Source organism: Hymenobacter cheonanensis (genome assembly GCF_030581075.1).
Classification (GTDB): Bacteria; Bacteroidota; Bacteroidia; order Cytophagales; family Hymenobacteraceae; genus Hymenobacter.
Genome location: NZ_JAUQSW010000003.1, coordinates 63,658 through 86,150, shown reverse-complemented (window position 1 = coordinate 86,150; position 22,493 = coordinate 63,658). Strand labels below are relative to the sequence as shown.

At 58.9% G+C, this 22,493-nt stretch carries 19 protein-coding genes; 12 read left to right on the top strand and 7 right to left on the bottom strand.

The features are described from left to right. Positions 1–66 precede the first annotated feature (66 nt). From hpf to Q5H89_RS06605, 4 genes are all read right to left on the bottom strand, one after another. Positions 67–366: a ribosome hibernation-promoting factor, HPF/YfiA family gene (gene hpf, locus Q5H89_RS06620; protein WP_305018525.1), complete on the bottom strand. Its 300-nt coding sequence runs from the start codon at positions 364–366 to the stop codon at positions 67–69. A 141-nt stretch (positions 367–507) separates the two neighbouring features. Further along, complete coding sequence (locus tag Q5H89_RS06615; protein WP_305018524.1) at positions 508–1,392, bottom strand: tyrosine-type recombinase/integrase; 885 nt, start codon at positions 1,390–1,392, stop codon at positions 508–510. A gap of 153 nt (positions 1,393–1,545) precedes the next feature. Beyond that, entirely contained in the window at positions 1,546–1,740 is a 195-nt protein-coding gene (gene rpsU, locus Q5H89_RS06610) for a 30S ribosomal protein S21 (RefSeq protein WP_305018523.1), read from the bottom strand. Positions 1,741–1,928: 188 nt separating this feature from the next. After that, positions 1,929–3,077, bottom strand: coding sequence for an acyl-CoA dehydrogenase family protein (locus tag Q5H89_RS06605; protein ID WP_305018522.1), 1,149 nt, complete (start codon positions 3,075–3,077; stop codon positions 1,929–1,931). A gap of 274 nt (positions 3,078–3,351) precedes the next feature. Here Q5H89_RS06605 and Q5H89_RS06600 point away from each other — a divergent pair, with 274 nt between their 5' ends. The 6 genes from Q5H89_RS06600 to Q5H89_RS06575 all read left to right on the top strand — a co-directional run bounded on the left by Q5H89_RS06600 (position 3,352) and on the right by Q5H89_RS06575 (position 11,142). After that, positions 3,352–4,236 (top strand): polysaccharide biosynthesis/export family protein, encoded by an 885-nt coding sequence (locus tag Q5H89_RS06600; protein ID WP_305018521.1) that lies wholly within the window; start codon positions 3,352–3,354, stop codon positions 4,234–4,236. A 35-nt stretch (positions 4,237–4,271) separates the two neighbouring features. Then, positions 4,272–6,776 carry a polysaccharide biosynthesis tyrosine autokinase gene (locus Q5H89_RS06595; protein ID WP_305018520.1) on the top strand — a complete coding sequence of 835 codons (2,505 nt, stop codon included), beginning with the start codon at positions 4,272–4,274 and terminating at the stop codon, positions 6,774–6,776. 9 nt (positions 6,777–6,785) lie between these two features. Beyond that, complete coding sequence (locus Q5H89_RS06590) at positions 6,786–7,562, top strand: tyrosine-protein phosphatase (RefSeq protein ID WP_305018519.1); 777 nt, start codon at positions 6,786–6,788, stop codon at positions 7,560–7,562. Between the two features lie 51 nt (positions 7,563–7,613). After that, positions 7,614–8,636 carry an NAD-dependent epimerase/dehydratase family protein gene (locus Q5H89_RS06585; protein WP_305018518.1) on the top strand — a complete coding sequence of 341 codons (1,023 nt, stop codon included), beginning with the start codon at positions 7,614–7,616 and terminating at the stop codon, positions 8,634–8,636. 150 nt (positions 8,637–8,786) lie between these two features. Then, positions 8,787–10,184 carry a tetratricopeptide repeat protein gene (locus Q5H89_RS06580; RefSeq protein ID WP_305018517.1) on the top strand — a complete coding sequence of 466 codons (1,398 nt, stop codon included), beginning with the start codon at positions 8,787–8,789 and terminating at the stop codon, positions 10,182–10,184. 127 nt (positions 10,185–10,311) lie between these two features. Continuing rightward, positions 10,312–11,142: a phosphosulfolactate synthase gene (locus Q5H89_RS06575; protein WP_305018516.1), complete on the top strand. Its 831-nt coding sequence runs from the start codon at positions 10,312–10,314 to the stop codon at positions 11,140–11,142. Between the two features lie 84 nt (positions 11,143–11,226). On the opposite strand, the gene Q5H89_RS06570 is transcribed toward Q5H89_RS06575, so the two are convergent. Next, entirely contained in the window at positions 11,227–13,992 is a 2,766-nt protein-coding gene (locus Q5H89_RS06570) for a beta strand repeat-containing protein (RefSeq protein WP_305018515.1), read from the bottom strand. 356 nt (positions 13,993–14,348) lie between these two features. After that, a complete protein-coding gene (locus Q5H89_RS06565) occupies positions 14,349–15,266 on the bottom strand; it encodes a bestrophin family protein (RefSeq protein WP_305018514.1) in 918 nt (305 codons plus the stop codon). 118 nt (positions 15,267–15,384) lie between these two features. Here Q5H89_RS06565 and Q5H89_RS06560 point away from each other — a divergent pair, with 118 nt between their 5' ends. Next, entirely contained in the window at positions 15,385–16,050 is a 666-nt protein-coding gene (locus Q5H89_RS06560; protein ID WP_305018513.1) for a DedA family protein, read from the top strand. A 75-nt stretch (positions 16,051–16,125) separates the two neighbouring features. Next, positions 16,126–16,869 (top strand): shikimate dehydrogenase family protein, encoded by a 744-nt coding sequence (locus tag Q5H89_RS06555; protein ID WP_305018512.1) that lies wholly within the window; start codon positions 16,126–16,128, stop codon positions 16,867–16,869. A 90-nt stretch (positions 16,870–16,959) separates the two neighbouring features. On the opposite strand, the gene wrbA is transcribed toward Q5H89_RS06555, so the two are convergent. Then, positions 16,960–17,574 carry an NAD(P)H:quinone oxidoreductase gene (wrbA, locus tag Q5H89_RS06550; protein ID WP_305018511.1) on the bottom strand — a complete coding sequence of 205 codons (615 nt, stop codon included), beginning with the start codon at positions 17,572–17,574 and terminating at the stop codon, positions 16,960–16,962. A 358-nt stretch (positions 17,575–17,932) separates the two neighbouring features. Here wrbA and Q5H89_RS06545 point away from each other — a divergent pair, with 358 nt between their 5' ends. The 4 genes from Q5H89_RS06545 to uvrB all read left to right on the top strand — a co-directional run bounded on the left by Q5H89_RS06545 (position 17,933) and on the right by uvrB (position 22,492). Further along, entirely contained in the window at positions 17,933–18,526 is a 594-nt protein-coding gene (locus tag Q5H89_RS06545) for an RNA polymerase sigma factor (RefSeq protein WP_305018510.1), read from the top strand. Between the two features lie 18 nt (positions 18,527–18,544). Beyond that, positions 18,545–20,155, top strand: coding sequence for an outer membrane beta-barrel protein (locus tag Q5H89_RS06540; RefSeq protein ID WP_305018509.1), 1,611 nt, complete (start codon positions 18,545–18,547; stop codon positions 20,153–20,155). Positions 20,156–20,201: 46 nt separating this feature from the next. After that, positions 20,202–20,360 carry a hypothetical protein gene (locus tag Q5H89_RS06535; RefSeq protein ID WP_305018508.1) on the top strand — a complete coding sequence of 53 codons (159 nt, stop codon included), beginning with the start codon at positions 20,202–20,204 and terminating at the stop codon, positions 20,358–20,360. Between the two features lie 86 nt (positions 20,361–20,446). Next, positions 20,447–22,492 (top strand): excinuclease ABC subunit UvrB, encoded by a 2,046-nt coding sequence (uvrB, locus tag Q5H89_RS06530; RefSeq protein ID WP_305018507.1) that lies wholly within the window; start codon positions 20,447–20,449, stop codon positions 22,490–22,492. Position 22,493 lies beyond the last annotated feature (1 nt).

Here is a 22,493-nt window from a genome sequence, read left to right as displayed (position 1 = left end):
TGCCCTAGCCAGCAAAAAGCCCCGGCTGCCGATGGCAGCCGGGGCTTTTTGCGCTATAAACGGGGCCTAGTGGCTCAGAGATTTCTCTTTGTATTTGGTAATCTGGCGCTTCAGCGCCTCTACGGCGGCATCGGTGGCAGCCTCGAAAGAGGTGGCATCTTCCTGGCTGAAGAGCGTGCTGCCGGGTACCATCAGCTTGATTTCGACCGTTTTATTGGCCACGCCGTCTTTGTTGTTGAGGCGCAGAATTACTTCGCCGTCCGTCACGCGGTCATAAAAATGCTCCAGCTTATTGAGGCGTTGCTGAATGAAGTCGAGGAGGGTCTTGTCGGCATCAAAATGTACCGATTGCATTTGCACTTTCATGGGCAAAAGGGGAATTGGGTGGATGGGAAACCGAGTATGCTGAATGAGTACTGAGGAAGCAAAATACCTTACTGCCCTAGCCGTCGGCTGAACAGCAAGCACTTAGCACATTGCGTACTTATGCTTCATTCCGGATTGAATTCAGGCTCGGGGATGAGCTTGTTCGAATACGGATTTCAGCCGGTCGACGGACAAATGTGTGTACACTTGTGTGGCCGCCAGGCTGGCGTGGCCCAGCAATTCTTTGATGGCATTGAGGTCAGCGCCCTTGCCCAGCAGGTGCGTGGCAAACGCATGGCGCAAAGCGTGCGGGTGCTGGTGCGCGGCCGAAGTTGATACCTGGCTCAGGTACTTCTTCACGGTGCGGTACACCAGCTTTTCGTACAGCGGCTCGCCCTTGTCGGTGCGCAGCAAGGGGCTAGCCGAGGTGGCGGGCCCGAATTCGGCCAGGCGGCTGGCCCGGTACTTAGCAAGCACCAGCAGCAGCGAAGGGTTGAGGGGCACAATGCGCTGCTTATTACCCTTGCCGGTTACGCGCACGGTGCGGGCGCCGCTGTCCACATCGTCTTCCGTAATGCCTAGCAGCTCCGAGAGGCGAATGCCGGTGCCGTACAGCGTTTCGAGCACCAGTTGGTCGCGCACGCCCGCAAAGCTGTCTTCAAACTCGAAGGAGTTAAGCAGCCGGTTCAGCGACTCTTCGGGCACAAATTCGGGCAGCTTCTTCGCCATCTTCGGGGCCTTAATGCGCAGCATAGGATTAGCCTCAATACGGTGCCCGCGCAGCAAAAACTTGTAGAACGAGCGCAGGCAGGCCACTTTGCGATTAACGGTGCGCGGGTCCAGGTCCTGGCCCATCAGGCTCACCACCCAGCCCCGAATGAGCGGGTGCGTGGCCTGCGCGGGGTCAGTTAGCTCATATTCGGCCAGCAAGTAGGCTGCAAACTGCACCAAATCAGTCTGATACGACGTAACGGTGTGCGGGCTAAAGCGCTTTTCGTAACGCAAAAAATCCAGAAATTCTTCCATAGGCCAGTTTCCGGCGCGGGCCAGCCGCGCCAGGGGCTGCAAAGTAGGGCCTGCGCGCCGCACCTGGCTTTGCCCCAATGCCAGAAGCCCGCCCAGCTGCCAAACGGCAAGTGGGCGGGCTTCTCAAAACCAGCAAAAGCTACCAGTAAACGACTACTCGTTCTCGGTGCCGTAGGTAGCCAGCTTGTAAACAGCCTTTTGCTTCAGCTTGCGCTGGGTGATGCTCGGCTTCTGGAAGAACGTGCGGCGACGCAGCTCTTTCAGCACGCCGGTGCGCTCGAATTTCTTTTTGAAGCGCTTCAGCGCACGGTCAACGGTTTCGTTGTCTTTGATTTGAACGATAATCATATCGGGGATTTTGAATGCTTTCGCGACGGGAAGCCGAGTAAATCGGGCCGCAAAGATAATCACGGATTGCGCGAATTCAAACGGATTTCACGGATTTTGTAGTCGATTCACTATGAACACCCTAGCGGCTGCTGTAGAGGCCGTTCACAAAAGCCGTGAAATCCGTTTGAATTCGTGTAATCCGTGCTTTACTTGAGAAGGGCGCGGGCGATAACGAGCTTCTGAATTTCACTGGTGCCCTCGCCAATGGTGCAGAGCTTGGCGTCGCGGTAGTACTTCTCGGCCGGGTAGTCTTTGGTGTAGCCGTAGCCGCCGAAGATTTGCACGCCCTCGTTGGCCACGCGCACGCTCACCTCGGAGGCGTAGAGCTTGGCCATGGCCGACTCCAGGTTTACGTTTTCGCCCCGGTCCTTCATGGCGGCGGCGCGGTAGGTGAGCAGGCTAGCGGCCTCAATCTCGGTGGCCATATCGGCCAGCTTGAAGGCGATGCCCTGGAAATTGCTGATGGGCTGGTTGAACTGCTGGCGCTCCTTGCTGTACTGCAAGGCGGCCTCGTAGGCGCCCTGGGCAATGCCCAGGCTCAGGGCCGCAATGCTGATGCGGCCGCCGTCGAGCACTTTCAGGCTCTGCACAAAGCCGTCGCCGACTTTGCCGATGACATTGGCTACGGGCACCTGGCAATCGGTGAAAATCATTTCGGTGGTTTCGGAGGCGCGCATACCCAGCTTGTCTTCCTTGCGGCCGCCTTCGAAGCCGGGCGTGCCGCGCTCCACGATAAAGGCCGTCATGCCGTGCGAGTCGCCGACCTCGCCGGTGCGGGCAATTACCACGGCCACGTCGCCGCTCTTGCCGTGGGTGATGAAATTTTTGGCACCGTTCAGCACGTAGTGCTCGCCGCTAGGGTCGAGCACGGCGGTGGTGCGCATGTTGCCCGCATCGGAGCCCGTGTTGGGCTCGGTGAGGCCCCAGGCCCCTAGCCATTCGCCCGAGGCCAGGCGGGGCAGGTACTGCTGCTTTTGCGCTTCGGAAGCGTGCTGCAGAATGTGGCCGGTGCAGAGCGAGTTATGCGCGGCCATGCTCAGGCCGATGCTGCCGTCGATTTTGGCCAGCTCGGCAATGGCCGTCACGTATTCCTGGTAGCCAAAGCCCGAGCCGCCGTACTGGGCGGGCACGAGCACGCCCATCAGGCCGAGCTCGCCGAGCTGGCGGAACAGGTCGCGGGGAAACTCCTGGGTATTATCCCAGCGCATCATGTGGGGTTTGATGTGCTGGAGGCCAAAATCGCGCACCATCTGCGCAATCATGGTCTGGTTTTCGGTGGCCACGGTAGCTTCCATGAAAATAAATTGGGTGGGGGGAGGGGGAGAGAATGTCGGCCGGCCGGGCCGGTACCGCAAAAATACGATTTTGAGACCGTTAAATCTGGCGGGCCTGGCTGGCCCTGCCGGCTCGGTTTTTGAAAGGCCGCCATAAAAGAGTTACTTTTGAGGCATTTTTTACCTTTCGAGGTTGTCAGCCAGCACCTCTGGGCTAGGCAGCTTCTACTGAATATTTTTTCTTTTGGCTCTTCTATCTCAGCTTTCGCCTTGCTTGCGCCGGCGGTTTTGGCTTTTGGCCCTGCCGCTGCTTGGTCTGCTCTCGTCGTGTGCCACCAGCCGCTACTACAATCAGCGCACGATGTTTCAACTCACCAAGGGGCGCGATGGCGTGGTGGATACGGCCAGGCTGCGGCGGGCCGTCAACCGCACGGCGCGCAACTACACCATTCACCCCAACGACCTGCTCAACATTCAGGTTTACACCAACAAAGGCGAAAAGCTGATTGACCCTAACGGGGAGCTGCGCTTTGGTACGGGCATCGGCAGCGCGGGCAGCGCCATTGCCACCGGCGCCAGCACCAGTGGCCGGGGTGGCGGCGGAGGCGGGAGCGCCGTGCCTGGCAGCACCCAATATGTAGTGCAGGCCGATGGTACCGTGCACCTACCACTGGTAGACCGGGTCTACCTGCAAGGGCTCAGCCTTATCCAGGCCGACAGTGTGTTGAAAATCCGCTATAGTGCGTATTACAAAGAGCCGTTCATTAAAACGGCCGTGAGCAACAACCGCGTTATCATTCTGGGTGCCCCCGGCGGCCTGGTCATTAACCTGGCTAATGACAATATGAACCTGCTCGAAGTACTGGCCCTGGCCGGTGGCCCCGATGGCGGCGCGGCCGGGGGTAGCACCGGCATTGCCCGCAATGGGGGCCGCATCGATAATATTCGCATCATCCGGGGCGATTTGAAGAACCCCCAGGTACAGTTTATCAATCTCAATACGTTGGAAGGCATGCGCCGGGGCAACCTGCAGGTAGAGCCCAACGATATTATTTATATCCAGCCGGTACGGCGGCCTCTGCTGGATAATCTGAACGATGCGACGCCGGTGCTTAGCCTAGCGTCGACTTTGCTAGGGCTGACTAGCATTGCGTTTTCTCTAATAAATTACCTCCGGTAGTTTTCCGCCACTATCTATTTAAGTGCGCTACTATTATGGCATCAAGCGAAAACGCGGAACTGGAAGAGCTTATCCGGCGAACGACTACGGGCACGGAAGCTAACCTGCCAGCAAGCGGCGGCACGGGCGATGATGACTCGGACGGCGAGAGCAGCTTTGACCTGAGCACGCTGGTATTGGTGGCGCGCAAAAGCCTGCCCTGGGCCGCCCTGCTGGTAATGCTGGGCCTCACGGCTTCCTGGCTGTATCTGCGCTATACTAAGCCCGTGTACAAGGCTAGCTCGGTGCTTAAGATAGACGAGCGTAGCGAAGCCGGCAACCTTGGGCTGGGGGCCGCCATAGGCAGCGAAGGCAGCCGCGGGGCGCAGCTGGCCGGCGAGGTAGAGCTGATTAAGTCGGAGCTAACCTATCGGAAGCTCAAGCAGGTAGTGCCGCTCGATGTAAACTACTATACCCAGGGCACGGTGCTGGAGGCAGAGATGTTTAGCAACTGTCCCTTCCGGGTAGAGTACACTATCAGCGACCAGGCGTACTACAACCGGAAATTCAATGTAACATTCACAAGCGCAACTACTTACCAGCTGAGTGTGGCGCTAGGGTCTGAAAACCTGGGCGGCACTTATAAAATAGGCCAGGCGGTGCAGCTGCCAGGCATTCAGCTGCGGCTGCTGCCCACTTCCTCTACCCCGGCCAGCCCGGGCTTCTCCGAAGCTGCTTACCATTTTATCATCCTGGATGATAATACGATAAATGGTTACCTTGACCGCAACCTGGCTACGGAAGTGCTGAACGCAGGGGCGAATACCATCCAGATTTCCTTCCAGGATTATAACCGTCTTAAGGCGCAACGCCTTGTGAATGCGCTGGATAGCGTATACCGCGACGCCAAGGTAGCGCGCAAGCAGGAATCAACCGAAAAAGCGCTCGCGTACCTCGACCAGCAGTTAGCTGCCACAGGCAACAGCCTGGCCAAGGCAGAAGACAATCTTAAAAACTTTGTGCAGCAGAATGGCACCTATGATGCCAAAAGTGAGCTAAACGCAATTACTGAAGAAATTGCCGCCATTCAAAAAGACCGCCTGGAGCTGGAGCAGAAGCTTGCCTTGCTCAACGAAGTAAGCCGCCTTTCTACCCAGGAGCGCATCACGCCTAATGATGATGTATCGGTAGCGCAATCTATTCCGGGGCTGGCTACCATCGACAACCCGGCTATTGCGCGGCAATTGGAGGAGCTGAATAGCTTGCAGCAGAATCTGCGGCGCATTCGGCGCTCCTACCAGGATGTAACGGAAGCCGTGAAGCAGCCGCAAGAGCAGGTGGCCTTTGCCCAGGCCACGCTAAAGCGCCAGATTGTGCAGGCCCAGGCGCAGCTGCGTACCCAGCTAGGCTTGCTTAACAGCCAGCAGGGCAAGCTCAGCGGCGAGCTGCAATCGATACCGGGTAAGGAAACGGAGCTGGAGCGCCTGCGCCGCCCGCTGGAGCTGTACGGCTCTACGTACCAGAACCTACTGGAGAAAAAAGTAGAGTATAATATCAAGAATGCCGGCACCACGGCCGACTTTCAAATTTTGTCTCCGGCCTACGCTCCCGACGCTCCCATCTCGCCCGTTAAGCTGCTGGTGTACGCCATTGGGCTGGCCGGTGGGCTGCTACTGAGCCTGGGCCTGATTGCCACCCGCTACCTGATGCATAACACCATCACGAGCGTGGGCGAACTGGAGCGCAATACCAAAGTGTCGGTGCTAGGGGTTATTCCGACCTACGAGAAGGAAAAGCTGAATATATCACGGATGGTGGTGGACAAGAACCCCAAGTCGTCGGTATCCGAGGCCATCCGCTCTATCCGTACCAACCTCGACTTCATCAGCCCTTCGAATAAGAAGCGCCTGATATCGGTTACGTCGACTATCTCGGGCGAGGGCAAAACCTTCGTTACGGTTAACCTAGGGGGGATTATTGCCCTCTCGGGGCAGCGCGTTATTATCCTTGACCTGGATATGCGCAAGCCGAAGGTAAACCTGGCCTTCGACGCCGAAAACGTGCGCGGCATCAGTACTATCCTCATCGACCGCCACTCGGTGAGCGAGTGCATTCAGCACACGAGCATCGAGTCGCTGGATTTTATTTCGGCCGGCCCCACGCCGCCCAATCCGTCGGAGCTTATCCTGCATCCGCGCTTCGACCAGATGCTGACGGAGCTGTACCGCACCTACGACGTGATTCTGATTGATACGCCGCCGGTAGGCTTGGTTACGGATGGTATTCTCATCATGCGGAAGGCCGACGTGCCGATTTACATCGTGCGGGCCAACTACTCGCGCAAAACCTTCCTCAAGAATATGAACCGCCTGATGCGCAACAATCAATTTACGCGCATGTGTACCATCCTCAACGATGCCAAGGCCGAGGGCTCTTACGGCTATGGCTACGGCTACGGCTATGGCTATGGCTATGGCTACGGCAGCTACGGCATGGGCTACTACGAAGAGCCGGTGCAAAAGCCCACACTGGGCCAGCGCATTAAAGGGCTGTTTAACTAACCTGGCAGCATGGCAGGTTTTTGGCAGCGCCTACTAGGCACCAGCACCCCGGCCGCCGCCCCGGCGACCACCCAGCCGCTGGCGGCGCTGCAGGTCGATATGCATTCGCACCTGTTGCCAGGCCTCGACGATGGTGCCGAAACCGTGGCCCATAGCCTCGACCTGCTGCGCGAGCTGCGGGCCCTTGGCTTTACCAAGCTCGTGATGACGCCCCACATTATGGGCGACTTCTACAAGAACACACCCGAAGGCATCCGCGCGGCGCTGGCCGAGCTGCGGGCCGCCGCCGCCGAAGCCGGGCTAGCCGACGTAGTGCTGGAATGCGCCGCCGAATACTACCTCGATGAGTGGCTGGGCCGCAAGCTGGCCGATGGCACCGAGCTGCTGACCTTTGGCGGCGAGCGCCGCTACCTGCTGCTGGAAACCTCTTACCTCAATGAGCCGCTCAACCTCAGCGGGACTATTTTTGATTTGCAGGCGGCGGGCTACCAGCCGGTGCTAGCCCACCCCGAGCGCTACGTGTACCTCTACAACCGCTTTTCGGAGATAGAGCGGTTGCGTCAGGAGCATGGCGTGCTTATGCAGCTCAACCTCAACTCTTTGGCAGGCTACTACTCACCAGCGGCCCGCCACGTGGCCGAAAAGCTGATTGACGGCGGCCTGGTCGACTTTGTGGGCACCGATACGCACCACCTGCGCCATACGGCGGCCTTGGCGTCCAAGACGATAAAGTCTGCTCACTTTCGTAAGCTGATGGCGCTTCCCCTGCTAAATAATACCTTGTAAGGCAGCGCGCTGCACAGCGCAAGCTGCTCTGCGGCGCCTCTTTTTGATGCTATGATTTTTGTAACGGGCGGCACGGGTCTTATTGGCTCTTTCGTTTTGCAGGAGTTGCACGCCCGGGGGCTAGCCGTGCGGGCGCTTTACCGCGGCGCAGCAGCGCCGGCTACTGCCCCTGCCGGCATCGACTGGGTGCGGGGTGACCTGCTGGACAGCAGCTTGCTGGACAGCGCCCTCACTGCCGATGTAACGCACGTGCTGCACTGCGCCGGCCTGGTTTCGTATGCGCCGCAAGATGAGGATGCGCTGCTGCACGTGAACGTCGAGGGCACCGCCGCCGTGGTAGATGCCTGCCTGCGGCGCCCGGGCATTCGGCTCGGCTACGTGTCGTCGGTGGCCGCGCTAGGGCAGCCCGCCGCCGACCCGGCCGGCAACTCAACCACCCCGCGCCTGCTCGACGAAACGGCTACCTGGGACCTGGGCGCCAGCCACCCGGCCTATGCCACCAGCAAGTACCTGGCCGAGCTGGAAGTATGGCGAGGTATTGCCGAGGGGCTGGCCGCCGTTATTGTCAACCCGTCGATAGTACTGGGGCCCGGCGACTGGCACCGCAGCAGCACCCGACTGTTGCGCTACGCCTACGACGAGCACCGGTTTTACACCCAGGGCCAGCTCAATTTTGTAGATGTGCGCGATGTAGTGGCTCACCTGCTGCGCCTCACCCTCGACTTACCAGCCCTGCCGGCGGCCCGTTATATTCTCAACGGCGGCCTTCATCCCTTGGGCGAATTTTTAACTGAGCTGGCGGCGGCCTTCGGGCGGCGGCCACCCACGGTGGCCGTGCCCAACTGGGCGGCCGAGGTTATCTGGCGGCTCGAATATGGCCGGGCCTTGCTTACGGGCGGCCGGCCGCTCATCACCCGCGATACCGCCCGCGCCGGGCGCCAGCCCGTGCGCTACGATGCTGAGCGAGCTATGCTTGCCACCGGCCTTCCATTTCGCCCCCTGGCCGAGACTATTGCCTGGCTGGCCGAGGCCACTAAAACGAACCGGACGCCTCACCCCACGGTTGTATCTTAGCGAATAACGGATAGCGGGGCCCGGTACCTGCCAGCAGCCCGCGGCTACTGGCCAGATTGGCCACCGCAGTGCCTGGCGCCGGTTTCTGGCATTAAGTTAGCAGCTTGGCCAACACCCAGCTATCCGCCCTATTTCGTGACTATTATGCGCATGAACGAACCATTTGATGACCCGCGAGCTGCCCAAGATATGGTGCGCCGCTACGAGCAGATGCTGGCTCACGACGAGGCAGTGTTTTTTGACTTGGAGGAGTTTGAAGTAATTATTGACCATTATGTAACCAGTGCGGCTTTCGACAAAGCTCAGCAGGCCTGCGAGGCGGCGCTTAGCCAATATCCTTTTTCGACCGAGCTGCTTATCGACCGCGCCCAGATTTCGGCCATGCGCGGCGACTATGCCGAGGCCGAGCGCCAGATTGCTACCGTGGCTACCCTCGACCCCGATAATGCCGACGTGGCCGTTACGCGCGGCATCATTGCCACGCAGCGCGGCACGTTTGAGGAGGCCGTGCGCTATTTTCAGGCTGCGCTAGAACGCAGCCCCGACCGCGAGGATATTCACTTCAACCTGGGGCTAGCCTACCAGAGCTGGCACAAGTACAAGAGCGCGGCCCGCCACTATAAGCACAGCCTGCGCCTGCACCCCGACAACGAAACCACGGTGCAGGAGCTGCTCAACTGCCTGGAAGTCAGCAACCGGCTACCGGAGCACGAAGAATTTTTTCAGCGCTTCACCGACGATGACCCATACTCGGCCGTGGCCTGGTACAACCTGGGCCAGTACTATTACCGGCTCGAAAAGTACGAGCAGGCCGCTGCCGCCTTCGACTACGCTATTACCATTGAGGCCGATTTTTACGACGCCCACCATTGGCTGGCCGACACCTACGTGTGCCAGCAGCGGTACCAGCAGGCCATCACCGAGTTTGAGTTGAGCTACCCGCCCAACGAGCCTACCGATGAGGCTCTGTGCAACATTGGCGAGTGCTATGAGAAGCTTCGCTCCTGGGAGCAAGCCCGCCAATACTACCGCAAAGCGCTCGAAATTAACCCCGAAATGGATGAGGCGTGGTTTGGCCAGGGCGTGCTGCTGCAAGAGCAGGAGCGCCCGTTTGAAGCCTTGCACTTTTTCCGCAAAGCCGTGCAGCTCTATGGCGACAGCGGCGAGTACTGGGCCGCGCTAGGGGCCGCCGAAAACCAGGTGGGCAACATCGTGAGCGCGCTCGAAGCCTACGAGAAAGCCACCGAGGTAGCCCCCGACGATGCCACCGGCTGGGTAAGCTGGAGCGCCATTCTCTACGAGCAGGGCCACTACGAAGAGGCCGTAGACCTGATGCAGCACGCAGTGGAGCTGCACCCGCACGAGGCGCATTTTCACTACATGATTTGCGCTTATTTGCTGGCGGCAGGCCGCCTGCGCGAGGCTTACCAAGAGCTGGAAACGGCGCTTACCCTCAACTACGAGCAGCATTCCTTGCTGTTCGACTACTTTCCGGAACTGGAGAAGCAGCCCGCTTTGCAACGGCTCATCGACCAGTTTCGCAGGTAGCCGGGGCTAGCGGCCAGGCTTGCTGGCGGCGGCTGTGGCTTTCTGAGCTAATTTTGTACCTGCTCGCCTGTGTGGCGGGCAGGTTTTTTTTGTTCTTTAACAGCGGTTTTTTGCCCGTATAACACGCATGAACTATTCGCTCTCCCAGCTCCCGGAACGCACCCAAAAGCCTCGCGAGCAAGGCTTTACCATGATGATGGACAAAGGTCTAAGTATGCGCGAGGTCGAAGACTTTCTGGAGGTTGGCGGCCCGTACACCGACATCGTGAAGCTGGGCTGGGCCACCTCCTTTGTAGTGCCCAACCTGGAGCGCAAGCTGGCTATTTACCGCGAGGCCGGCATTCCGGTATACCTGGGTGGCACCCTGTTTGAGGCTTTCATTATTCGCAATCAGTTTGATGACTACCGCCGCCTGCTTGATAAATACGGCCTGGAATATGCCGAGGTATCGGATGGCAGCATCGACCTCAACCACGACCGCAAGTGCGAGTTTATCCGGGAGCTGAGCAAGACGGTGAAGGTGCTGAGCGAGGTCGGCTCCAAGGATGCTGAGAAAATCATCCCGCCCTACAAGTGGATTTCGCAGATGCAGACCGAGCTGGAGGCCGGGGCCGTGAAGGTAATCGGCGAGGCCCGCGAGGGTGGCAACGTGGGTTTGTTTCGTAGCACAGGCGAAGTACGCTCGGGCCTGGTAGAGGAGATTCTGACCAAGATTCCGTCGGAGCGCATTATTTGGGAAGCTCCCCAGAAGGCGCAGCAGGTATGGTTTATCAAGCTGCTAGGGGCCAACGTGAACCTGGGCAACATTGCCCCGAATGAGATTGTCAGCCTCGAAACCATTCGCCTGGGCCTGCGCGGCGACACCTTCTCGCACTTTCTGGATATGGACGCGGTAGACCCCATGTTTCAGCCCGCAGCCAAGACGGGTAAGCCCGGTACTTCCATGCCGCGCGGCTAGCCTCAGGTAGTCTTTCCAGGGCATAAAAAAGGGCCTGACTCCGTGGAGTCAGGCCCTTTTTTATGCCCTGGCGAATTAGTTCGCCTAGCGCTTTTGCATCCGCACGGTTTTGGTTTCGCCCGAAGGGAGCGTCACTTTCACCAGGTAGATACCAGCGTTTAGCTCGCTGCCAACCGGCACGGCCAGTTCGGTAACGCCAGCTACGGTCGTGATGTCGCGGCTCACGATGCTGCGGCCAGTCATGTCAAGTACCTGAATGCGACCGGCACCGGCGACTGGCGACTGCACCACCAAGGTAGTCAGGTCGCTGCTAGCCGAGGGGTTCGGGTAGATGTTTACCGAGGTAGCACCGGCTGCAATCGTAGCGAAGCTTACCACTTTCACCGGCGAGTAAGCACTGGTGCCATCCACATCTATCTGACGCAAACGGTAGTAGCGCAGGCCCGATTTGCCGCTTTCGATGTCCGTGTAGCTATAGGTCTGGTACTGGTTGCTGGTAGCCGAGTAGCTAGCCACGAAAGCCAGTTTGCGGTACGTTTTGCCATCCGTCGACACTTGCACTTCAAAGCCGGCGCTGTTGGTTTCGTCGGCAGTAGCCCAGGTTACGAGCGTATTGTTAGCCAGGCGCTTGGCATCGAAGGCTACTAGGTGCACCGGCAGCGGGTTGGTGCGGTCGCCCAGAGTGAACGTGGCAAAGCTGGTTACGCCATTAGCAGTCAGCGTATTGCTTACCGTGTCAATAGCCGTGCGGCCTAAGTTAACGAAAGTGTTACCGCTGTTGGTTGATAGGAACAAAGACAGGTTGTTTTCAGCAATAGTGATGTTGCCGCTTTGGCCTAGGCCTTTGGTTTCGCTGTTCAGGTAGCGGAATTGCATATCAGCATACAAGCCACCCGAGTTCGTGTTGGGGTTGCCCGGGCGCACCCCGAAGATGCGGCGAATACCGCTGGTAGTGCTTACCGGGTTATAAGCCTCGGCCGTGTTGCGGGTCACGTCAACGGGGCCAGGGTTATTGCCGCTGAAGATAAGCTGCATACCGATGTTGCCGTACGTGTACGTATCGCCAACCGTGGTGTTAGCACGCGTGGTGCGCACAAAGCCGCGCAGGTAAGCAGCGTCGCGCTCATCTACCAGTTGAGCACCTTGGTTGTTGTTGATGTTGGCCCGGTCAGCTAGCACCACTACTGATACCGTAGGCTGGGTGATATCGGTCACGAGCAGGCCGTTCACGAACGTGATAGCCTGGTTGACGTTCATAGCACCTTGCAAAGACTTAGTGCCACCACCAGCAATACGCACGCTCGAAAAGCTGCCGCTGCTGATGGTTTGGTTGGTACCCACAAAGCCTACCGTGGTGTTATCGCGGGCAATGAAGCTGTCGTAGGTATTATCAAAGTCACCATACACATTCAGCGTACCAACTACTAGGCGCAGAATAGAACGGTTGGCCTGCGAAGAACCCAACATAGTAAGGTTACGTGCTTCGGCCAGAGAATAAGCCGTGTTATCAATAAACGTTTTGGTACTGTCAGGAGCCGTGTAGGTGTAAGTAGTAGCGGCGTAGATATTCGGGTAGGGGTTCTTAACGCCACTGCCCAAGTTCTGAATTTCCGCATTCACATTGCGGTCCGGAATACCATTATTCCAGTTGGCGGCGTCAAACCAGTTATCGTTTTTGCCACCTACCCAACGTGTTACCTTAATAGCAGTACCCGTAACGGTGAAGTTGGCGTTGTAGAACTGCCCGCCGTTGTTATCGATAAGCGTGAAAGAAGTTGGGTTAGGGGAAGTCGAGTTATCAGTGCCGCTAGCCTGATAATAGATATCCAGCGTGTACGTACCGGGGGTCGAAACCAGGCTCACCAAGTTGATATTTGCCGTGCTGGTAGCGAATGAGCGGCTGCCATTGCTATTGCTCGTTTGCGGCAGGCTGATGAAGTTGAATGCCCCACCACTGCCATTCTGCGGGCGCACGCGGTAGTAAAGCGTAACGTTGCTGATAACGCGGCTACCGGCCTCCGTAGTAGCGGCCGAGCCACCGTTCAGAATAAGCTGCCCGCCGTTGATATCGTAAGAGCTACCGAGGTTAGAGCCCTGGTAAGGGTTTGGGGTAGCAGGATTTACGTTATAGATGGAGTTTGCTCCGCCGTTGGGGGCTACGTACACCGTTGTGCCCGACAGGGTCGGGGCGGGAGGAGCAGTAAGAGTGAAAAGTGCCTGGTAAGTAGTAGAAGCTGGGTCCTGGTCGGTATTCTGCGTTCCGGTAGAACTCTGCGTATCAGTCTGAAATACTACTTCCAGGATGTAATTACCACCCGTCGTCAACCCGGCAAGCAGGTTAATGTTGGCCGAGCTAGTCGAAAAGTACATGCTTCCGTTCAGCGTGCCGTTTGCAGGCAGAGGAACCGTATTGTAGGCCGGGGCAACTGTTCCCTGCATATACACGCGATACCGGAAACGAGCGGCCGCAATAGTATAGGTAGCTGATTTGGTAGCGCCCGGCGGGTCGGCCTCAATCGAGCCACCGTTAAGCACTAGCTGGCTGGTTCCCGTTACATCATAGGTACCCAGGTTTTGCGAGGGAGAACCTTTTCCCAACTTGGCGTAGGCCAGATAAGGGCTTTCGGTAGCAGTGCCCGCATAGTTGGTTGGGGTCGAAGCACTGGTGCTGCCAGAGGTTTGCTGCGTTAGCGTAATGGCATCATTGTAGTAAACTGATGATACCGTTTGGGCCAACGCCGACTGCGACACGCTGAAAATTGCCAGCATAGCCAGCAAGGAGGTGAGAGCACGTTGAAAGCGCGACTGCCCGTCGCGCTGCCGCTCTCGCTTGAGTGTAATGTTCCTCATGTTGTCAAATGGTAAATAAAGTGCAAATTGAGATGCCGCGTAAGGACAATTGCCGCCTTATACGGGGGTTGGAAAAAAGGTGGTGCGTTTTTAAAAAAATTTTAATCGGCTTGTATTTAGCTCCTACCGGCTGGCACACAGCAGTACTCTGCGCGCTGAAAAGCCCGCTGCTAAAGCTGGAGCATACCCGCAGAAACAAAGCAACGCCACCAGTAAGGGGTGCCCTTGCTTGCAGTGCCTGGAAAGGCATTCAGACTTAAGATTAGGGAAACAAACTGACGACTTCTAGCAAGTCGGTTTTGTGAGGCGCCTGGGAGCGCGGGCCTGCCGGGCAGGCAGCTAGCACCAGCTAGCAATTAATGAACCACACTATACGGTGGAGTAGCCAAAGCTTTCTTTCTATCCGAAAGCTCGACTTGTAGCACGTCGTGAACACTGACGCGGATGCGATTGGAAAGCTGCGTAATAGGCAAATCGTTAGAGTCCAGCCCAAAAGGATTCTCTATTTCTTCCCCTATCATTTCCAGGCCTAGCAGCGCATAGGCCCCGAACATAGTAATAGGAATCATAAAGTACCCGGAGGTAGACAAAAGTACGAACGGCATTACACCAATGAATGTCAGAATGTACGCTTTTATGAAAAAAGTGTAAGAAAAAGGGATTGGTGTGGCTTTAATGCGCTCGCAGGTGCCACTCACCGACATCATATTTAAAAAATGCGGCTTAAAGGTGAGCAGGTGGGTATCCCGAATAATTTCAACTTGCCGCAGCTGCTCCACGCTTTCCTGCAACACGGCAATGAGCGTAGTGGCTACGTTCTCGGCCGTGCGCAGTCGCTCCATAATATCGGGCGTCGACTCCATCTGCTCAAATTTCATTTCTCCCCGCAACGAGCCTTTGAGGGCAAAGGGGAAATTGGAGATGAGGGCCGCGAAATAACGCCGGCTAGCCATCGCATCGCGCGGCAGCACGGCATTGAACTCGATGGCCAGGCCCCGGCACTGCGATACCAGCTCGCCCCACACCCGGCGGCCTTCGTAGTAGCGGTCGTAGGCCGTGTTGGTCCTGAAGACCAGCAGCAGGCTGAGCAGAATACCAAGAAAGGAGAAGTACTCCCGGCTGATATTCAGCATGTGATGATGAAATTCGAGCCCCCAAATGGCAATGGCACCGCCGTATACGCCCACCAGGCTCACCCGCACCAGCAGCTGGCGAATAACAATGGAGGTGTGAAAGTGCCGGAGCGCCTGCCACCAGTCACCTCCTTTGTACACAATCATAACGCGTAGGTTTTTTGCAGCCTTATAACGCGAGTGGCCTTGCCCGCGTTGGGTAGCGCCTTCAATCTTCGTACCAGCCTGCCGTTCTTTGCCGGCTCAACCCTTTTTACGCATGGAGCTTCTCAAGCATTTTTTCGACCTGATTTTGCATCTTGATAAGACGCTCGTGAGTGTAGTGCACGAATACGGCAGCCTGACTTATCTTATTTTGTTCATCATTATTTTCACCGAAACCGGGGTTATTGTTTTTCCCTTCCTGCCCGGCGACTCGCTGCTTTTCGTGGCCGGCACCCTGGCAGCCCAGCCCAGCCCCGAAACCGGCCAGCCACTTCTGAATATTTTGTATCTGGTGCCGCTGCTCATTGCCGCCGCTTTTATTGGCGATAACCTCAACTATGCCATCGGCGACTACTTGGGCCCGCGGGTATTTCGGGAAGATTTTCGCTTTCTAAAGCGCAAGTACCTGGAGCAGACCCAGGCTTACTATGCCAAGCACGGCGGCAAAACCATCATTATGGCGCGCTTTATTCCGATTGTGCGCACGTTTGCGCCGTTTGTGGCGGGCGTCGGCACCATGAAGTACAAGTTCTTTGCCTCATACAGCATTGCCGGGGCTGTGTTGTGGGTGGTATCGCTTACGTGCGCGGGCTACTTTCTGGGCTCCATTCCGTGGGTAAAAAACAACTTTACGCTCGTTATTTACGGTATCGTGCTGTTTTCCATTTTGCCGCCAGCCATCCAGTTTATCAAAGGCAAGCTGCAGGGCCAGGCTGCATAAGGCAGCTGTTTTCAGTATTTCAGGCTAGCCGAAAGGATGCGCTGGCGCCAGGGCCACACTTTTAACTTCCTGCTTATGCGCACCTTTGGGCTGTTGGGCCGCTCGCTGGCTCATTCGTTTTCCCAGACTTACTTCAGCCAGAAATTTGACCGCCTCGGCCTCGCCGATTGCCGCTACGAGCTGTTTGAGTTGGCGGAAGCCAGCGAGCTGCCGCAGCTGTTGGCCCGCCACCCCGACCTGGCCGGCCTCAACGTCACTATTCCGTATAAGGAAAAAATCTGGCCTTATCTAACGCGGGTGGCGCCCTCGGCGGCGTTGGTGGGCGCCGTCAACGTTATTGAGTTTTTGGCCGACGGCAGCCTGGTGGGGCATAACACCGACTACCTCGGCTTCCGGGAGTCGCTACGGAAGTTTTACCCCGCTTCGGTGCCCAATCGCCGGGCTCTTGTGCTAGGCACCGGCGGCGCCGCCAAGGCCGTAGCCGTGGCGCTACGCGAGCTGAATATTCCGCACTGGCTCGTATCGCGCGATGCGCTGGGCGCGGGCCTCACCTACGCCGAGCTAACGCCGGAGCTGCTGGCCGCGCACTCGCTCATTATCAATACTACGCCGCTAGGTACCTACCCGGCGGTTGAGGAGTGCCCGCCCCTACCCTACGCGGCCCTCACACCGGCGCATTACTTGTTTGACCTCATTTACAACCCGCGCGAAACCTTGTTTTTGCAGCGCGGCCACGCGGCCGGGGCCCACACCCAAAACGGCTTCGAGATGCTGGAGCTGCAGGCCGAAGCCGCCTGGGCTATCTGGAACGCCCGCTAGCCCCTGGCTTGGCAATCAAAAGCCCCGTGGCGCTGACAAATCAGCATCACGGGGCTTTTGCTTTTATTCGGGCCGGGAAAGGCCGTGGGCCTATTCAGCCGCCAGCTTGCGTGCAATCTCGGCGGTGTGGCGGCCCTGGAAGCGGGCACCTTCCAGCTCGTTGGGGCTGGGCTGGCGCTCGCCCTGGCCGCCGGCCACGGTGCTGGCGCCGTAGGGCGTGCCGCCCGTTACCTCTTCGTGGCCCATCTGGCCCTGCCAGGCATAGGGCAGGCCCACAATAACGAAGCCGTGGTGCAGCAGCTCGGTGTGGAAAGCGCGCAGGGTGGTTTCCTGGCCGCCGTGCTGGGTGGCGGTGCTCACGAAGGCGCCGCCCACCTTGCCCACCAGGGCACCTTTTGCCCACAGGCCGCCGGTGCTATCCATAAAAGCCTGCATCTGGCCGCAGAGGTTGCCGTAGCGCGTGGGCGTGCCGAAGAGAATGGCGTCGTACTGCGTAAGCTCGTCGGGCGTGGCGATGGGCAGATGCGCAAAGGCTTTTTGCGCGCCGGTGGCACCAGTTTTGTCCAGAACTTCCTGGGGCAGCGTTTCGGGCACGCGCTTCACTACCACTTCGTTGCCGGCTATTTCGCGGGCACCTTCGGCAATGGCCTCGGCCAGCTGCCACACGTGGCCATAGGTGGAGTAAAACAGCACAAGGGTTTTCATGGGCTTCGGGGAAAGTGAAAGTTAACCTACTGGCTAGCGGCAGGAGAAGTTGCCGTTGCAAGTAATTAATGTACATACATCAATTACTTGAACCTTGTTGCTTGGGGCTAATTACTTATTCTATAACGAACACATTATCAGCAAAATATTTTTGGGCTAAGAATTCTTACGGGGCGCGGTGCAACGGTTTGGCGGGCCAGGGCTTCTTCAGGGCAGACGAGTAAGCAGGCCGTGTAGTCCCTGGCCCGGGGGCGTATCTTTCGTTCGCAGTTCGCAGCGCTATGTTCCAACTTTTTCACACCGGCTTTGCCCGGTTTTGCTCATGAGCGCGCTGGCCTGGCCCGCGTTGGCCCTTGGTATGGCTAAGCCCACTGCTACAAAGCTCACGGCGAGCCGCCCCACCCCCGCCGCCGCCCTCAGCGAAGAAGAGCTGATAGACGGCTGCCTGCAGGGCCTGCAAACCGCCCAAAAGCAACTCTACGAGCGCTACTCGGCCCGTATGATGGCCGTGTGCCTGCGCTATGCCCAAACCACCTTTGAGGCCGAAGACGTGTTGCAGGAAGGCTTCGTGACGGTGTTCCGGACCCTGGCAGGCTTCCGGCGCGAGTGCCCGCTGGAGTTCTGGATTCGGCGCATTATGGTGAATGCGGCCCTGCGCCAGCACCGCCGCAACGCGCCCCTGGTAGCCGTGAGCGACGGCGACTACCCCGAAACGCTGGCCAGCGAAGAATTTACCTTCAGCAATTATGCCTACAGCGAGCTGCTGGCCGTAGTGCAGGAGCTAGCCCCGCGCTACCGGCTGGTGTTCAACCTCTATGCTATTGAAGGCTACACGCACAAAGAAATCGGCGAGATGCTGGAGATTTCGGAAGGCACCAGCAAGTCACAATATTCGCGGGCGCGCGTAGTGCTGCAAAACAAGCTAGCCCGCCTCCAGCCGCCTGCCAAGTAAATTATCAGTCAGTAGATTATGAATCCCTCCACCCCTCCCAAGGGCAGCCTTGAAGACTTATTTCGCCACCACCTGCTGGAAAGCGAGGCGGCGGCCGTGCCCCCGCGCGCCCAGGTGTGGGAGCAGGTTGACAACCGCCTGCTGCTGGCGCAGAATGAAAAATACCGGCGGCGGCTGGTAGCGTATCGCTGGGCTATGGCTGCCAGCCTGCTGCTGGCTTCGCTGGCCGGCGGTGGCTGGTGGCGCAGCCAGCAAGGCGCGGCCCCGGCCGGCACGCTGGCCCAGGCCACCACGCAGCCTGGCGGCCAGCCAGAGCTGGCAACCACGCGCTCGGCGCAGCTAGCCGGCAGCGGTGCTGCGCCAGCCACGGCGCCCCTGAGCCCGGCTGCGGCCGTGGCCACCGCTACTCGTTCCCTTTCTTCCACCAACCCTTCTGCTATCGACCAAACTGCTACTCTTTCGGCTTCGGCCCTTATCGCTCGTGCTCATGCCCGGGCGGCGCAGCCTGCGGCTACGTTTTACTATGCAAAGCGCGCTTCCCACGCGCAGGCCGAGACTAGCCCCGTGGGCAGCAGCGTAGGCTTCGGCAGTGTGCCACTGGCCGCGGGTGAGCCGGCTAGTGCCACTGAAAGCGCTGCGCGTCTGGCCACATTAGCTGACAGCCAGGGTGCCAGCAGCCACTCTGCCAGCCGGCCGGCGCACGAGGCGCCGGCTGAATTATTACCCGCCACTACTGCCGCCGCCAGCCAAACCCTGGCCCTGGCAGAGGCACGCAGCGTGGCTTCGGAGGCGGCACTGGCTACGCGCCGGGCCAGCCTGGCTACATTAACCGCTGGCCTGCCGCCGCGCCTGCCCGAGGTGGCCGTAGCCCCGGGCCCACCCCTGGAGCTGGCGCGCCGCTGGCAGTATGGGCTAGCCTACTCGGCCAGTGCCTACCAGCCCAACATCGACTGGGTTAAGCCGGTGACGGCCTACAACCTGGCGCTGGGCTTTACCTCGGCTAGCCTCACCCGCTCGGCAGCAGCCGAGTACCGCGAGAATCTACGGCCCGGCCTGGGCCAGCGCCTGAGCCTGTGGGCCACCCGCCGCCTGGGCAACGGCCGCTGGAGCCTGCGCACGGGCCTGGAGGTGGCCCAAAACACGGCCACTTCGGCCAGCTCGGTCGCGTTTGTGGGCGAGCAAGTGGCCGACCTCAACTACACGCAGGCGAGCCAGCACCGCTTGCAGCGCACATCTTACCGCTACCGCTCGGTGAGCGTGCCCGCCGAGCTGCGCTACGGCAACCCCGCCAAAACGGGCTTTTCATTTTATGGCCGGGTGGGAGCTTTCGTGTCGGCCCTGCTCAATGTGCGCAGCGAGGTAGACGGCACGCCCGAAGCCGGGCGCACCTACACCCTGCAATCGGGCAGCACGCCCTACCGCCCCTACTCGGGCGGGCTGCGCGGCGGCGCGGGTATGCAGTACCGGCCCGCCGGCCACCAGTGGTCGCTTAACTTCGGCCCGGTAGCCGAGCTGGGCATCCTCAGTCTCAACGCCGACCCTAGCCAGGATTTCTGGGGTCAGCAGCGCCCCTATAGCTTTGGCTTAGAGGCCGGCATGGAGCTGGGACGCGGGTTCAAAATTCAGTAGCCCTGGCCTATGGCATCTTATTTCTCTCTTCCTTTTCCCTTTCCACATGCCGTTTCTGTTACGCCTGGTATTAGTAGCACTAGCCGGAATGTGGCTGGTGGGAGCACGCCACGCCAGCCAGCGGGCGGGTACGCGCCCTGGCGCGGCCCGGGTAGCGCTGCGCCCGCCCGCCCCGGCCATGCGGCTGGCTAGCCAGCGGTGGTGAGCAAAAGCTGGCCTTTTCGCGAAATGCAGAAACCTCGCCCGGCAGTTTGGGGTTAACGAGGTTGGCTTATTTGTGCCCGTTTCTGCATGTCTACCTACCAGCTCACTTCCGAATTTAAACCTACCGGCGACCAGCCCACGGCCATTGCCCAGCTTGTGCAGGGCGTGAACAGCGGCGAGCCGGCCCAGGTGCTGCTAGGGGCCACCGGCACGGGCAAAACCTTCACGATGGCCAACGTGATTGCCGAAACCGGCAAGCCCGCCCTCGTGCTGTGCCACAACAAGACCCTAGCGGCCCAGCTCTACGGTGAATTCAAGGCGTTCTTCCCGCAGAACGCTGTCGAGTATTACATCAGCTACTACGACTACTACCAGCCTGAGGCTTACATTGCCAGCTCCGACGTCTTCATTGAGAAGGACTTAGCCATCAATGAGGAGATTGAGAAGCTGCGGCTGCACTGCACCTCTACCCTGCTGAGCGGGCGGCGCGATGTAGTGGTGGTGGCCTCGGTATCGTGCATCTACGGCATCGGCAACCCCGAGGAATTCAGCAAAAACGTTATTTTCCTGGCCCCGGGCCACCGCTACTCGCGCAATAACCTGCTCTACCAGTTCGTGCAGATTCTGTACTCGCGCACCGAGGTTGAGTTTACCAGGGGCTCGTTTCGGGTGAAGGGCGACACCGTGGACGTGTTTCCGGCCTATGCCGACTACGCGTACCGGATTTTCTTTTTCGGCGACGAGATTGAGGCGATTCAGAAAATCGACCCGGCCAGTGGACGCAAGCTGAGCGACGAGAAGAACATGACGCTGTACCCGGCCAACCTGTTTGTGACCGGCAAGGAAACGCTGAATACTGCTATCAAGGAAATCCAGGATGACATGGTGCAGCAGCACAAGTACTTCGAGAAGGAAGGCCGCGACGTGGAGGCCAAGCGTATTCAGGAGCGCACCGAATTTGACCTGGAAATGATACGCGAGCTAGGCTACTGCTCGGGCATCGAGAACTACTCGCGCTACTTCGACCGGCGCGAGCCGGGCTCGCGGCCGTTCTGCCTGCTCGATTACTTCCCCGACGACTACCTGCTGGTGGTGGACGAGAGCCACGCTACTATTCCCCAAATTAGGGCCATGTGGGGCGGCGACCGCTCGCGCAAGACGGCCCTCATCGAATACGGCTTCCGCCTGCCCTCGGCGTTCGACAACCGGCCGCTGACCTTCAACGAGTTTGAGAGCATGTACCGGCAGGCAGTGTACGTTAGCGCTACGCCGGCCGACTACGAGCTAACCCAGGCCAACGGCGTGGTGGTGGAGCAGGTCATTCGCCCCACCGGCCTGCTAGACCCCGAAATCGACCTGCGGCCCAGCATCAACCAGATTGACGACCTGCTTGATGAAGTGGATGAGCGCGTGAAAGCCGGCGACCGGGTGCTCGTGACCACCCTTACCAAGCGCATGGCCGAGGAGCTGAGCAAGTACATGGAGCGGCTTGGCATCAAGGTCGAGTACATTCACTCGGATGTGAAGACGCTGGACCGGGTGGAAATTTTGCGCCGCCTGCGCCTGGGCGAAGTCGATGTGCTTATCGGCGTAAACCTGCTGCGCGAAGGCCTTGACTTGCCGGAAGTCAGCCTGGTGGCTATTCTGGACGCCGATAAGGAAGGATTCCTGCGCGACCAGCGCTCGCTGATTCAGACAATGGGCCGGGCGGCGCGCAACGAGAACGGCAAGGTCATTCTCTACGCCGACCGCATGACGGGCTCGATGCAGCGCGCCATCGACGAAACCAACCGCCGCCGGGCTACCCAAATGGCTTACAACGAGGAGCATGGCATCACGCCGCGCACCGTGCGCAAGAGCCACGCCCAGATTATGGGCCAAACCGACCTGGCCGACTACCGCACCGTGGAGGCCCAGGCGCCGGCCGGGGCCTACGTCGAAGGTGGCGCGGCCCTGGCCATGGCTGCCGAGCCCGTAGTGGCCATGATGAACCGCGCCGAGCTGGAAAAGCTCATCAAAACCACCGAAAAGCAGATGGAAGCCGCCGCCAAAGAGCTGGATTTTTTGCAGGCCGCCAAGCTGCGCGATGAGCTAGGGGCCCTTAAGCAAGCTTTGAAAGGCAAGCGCGACTAGC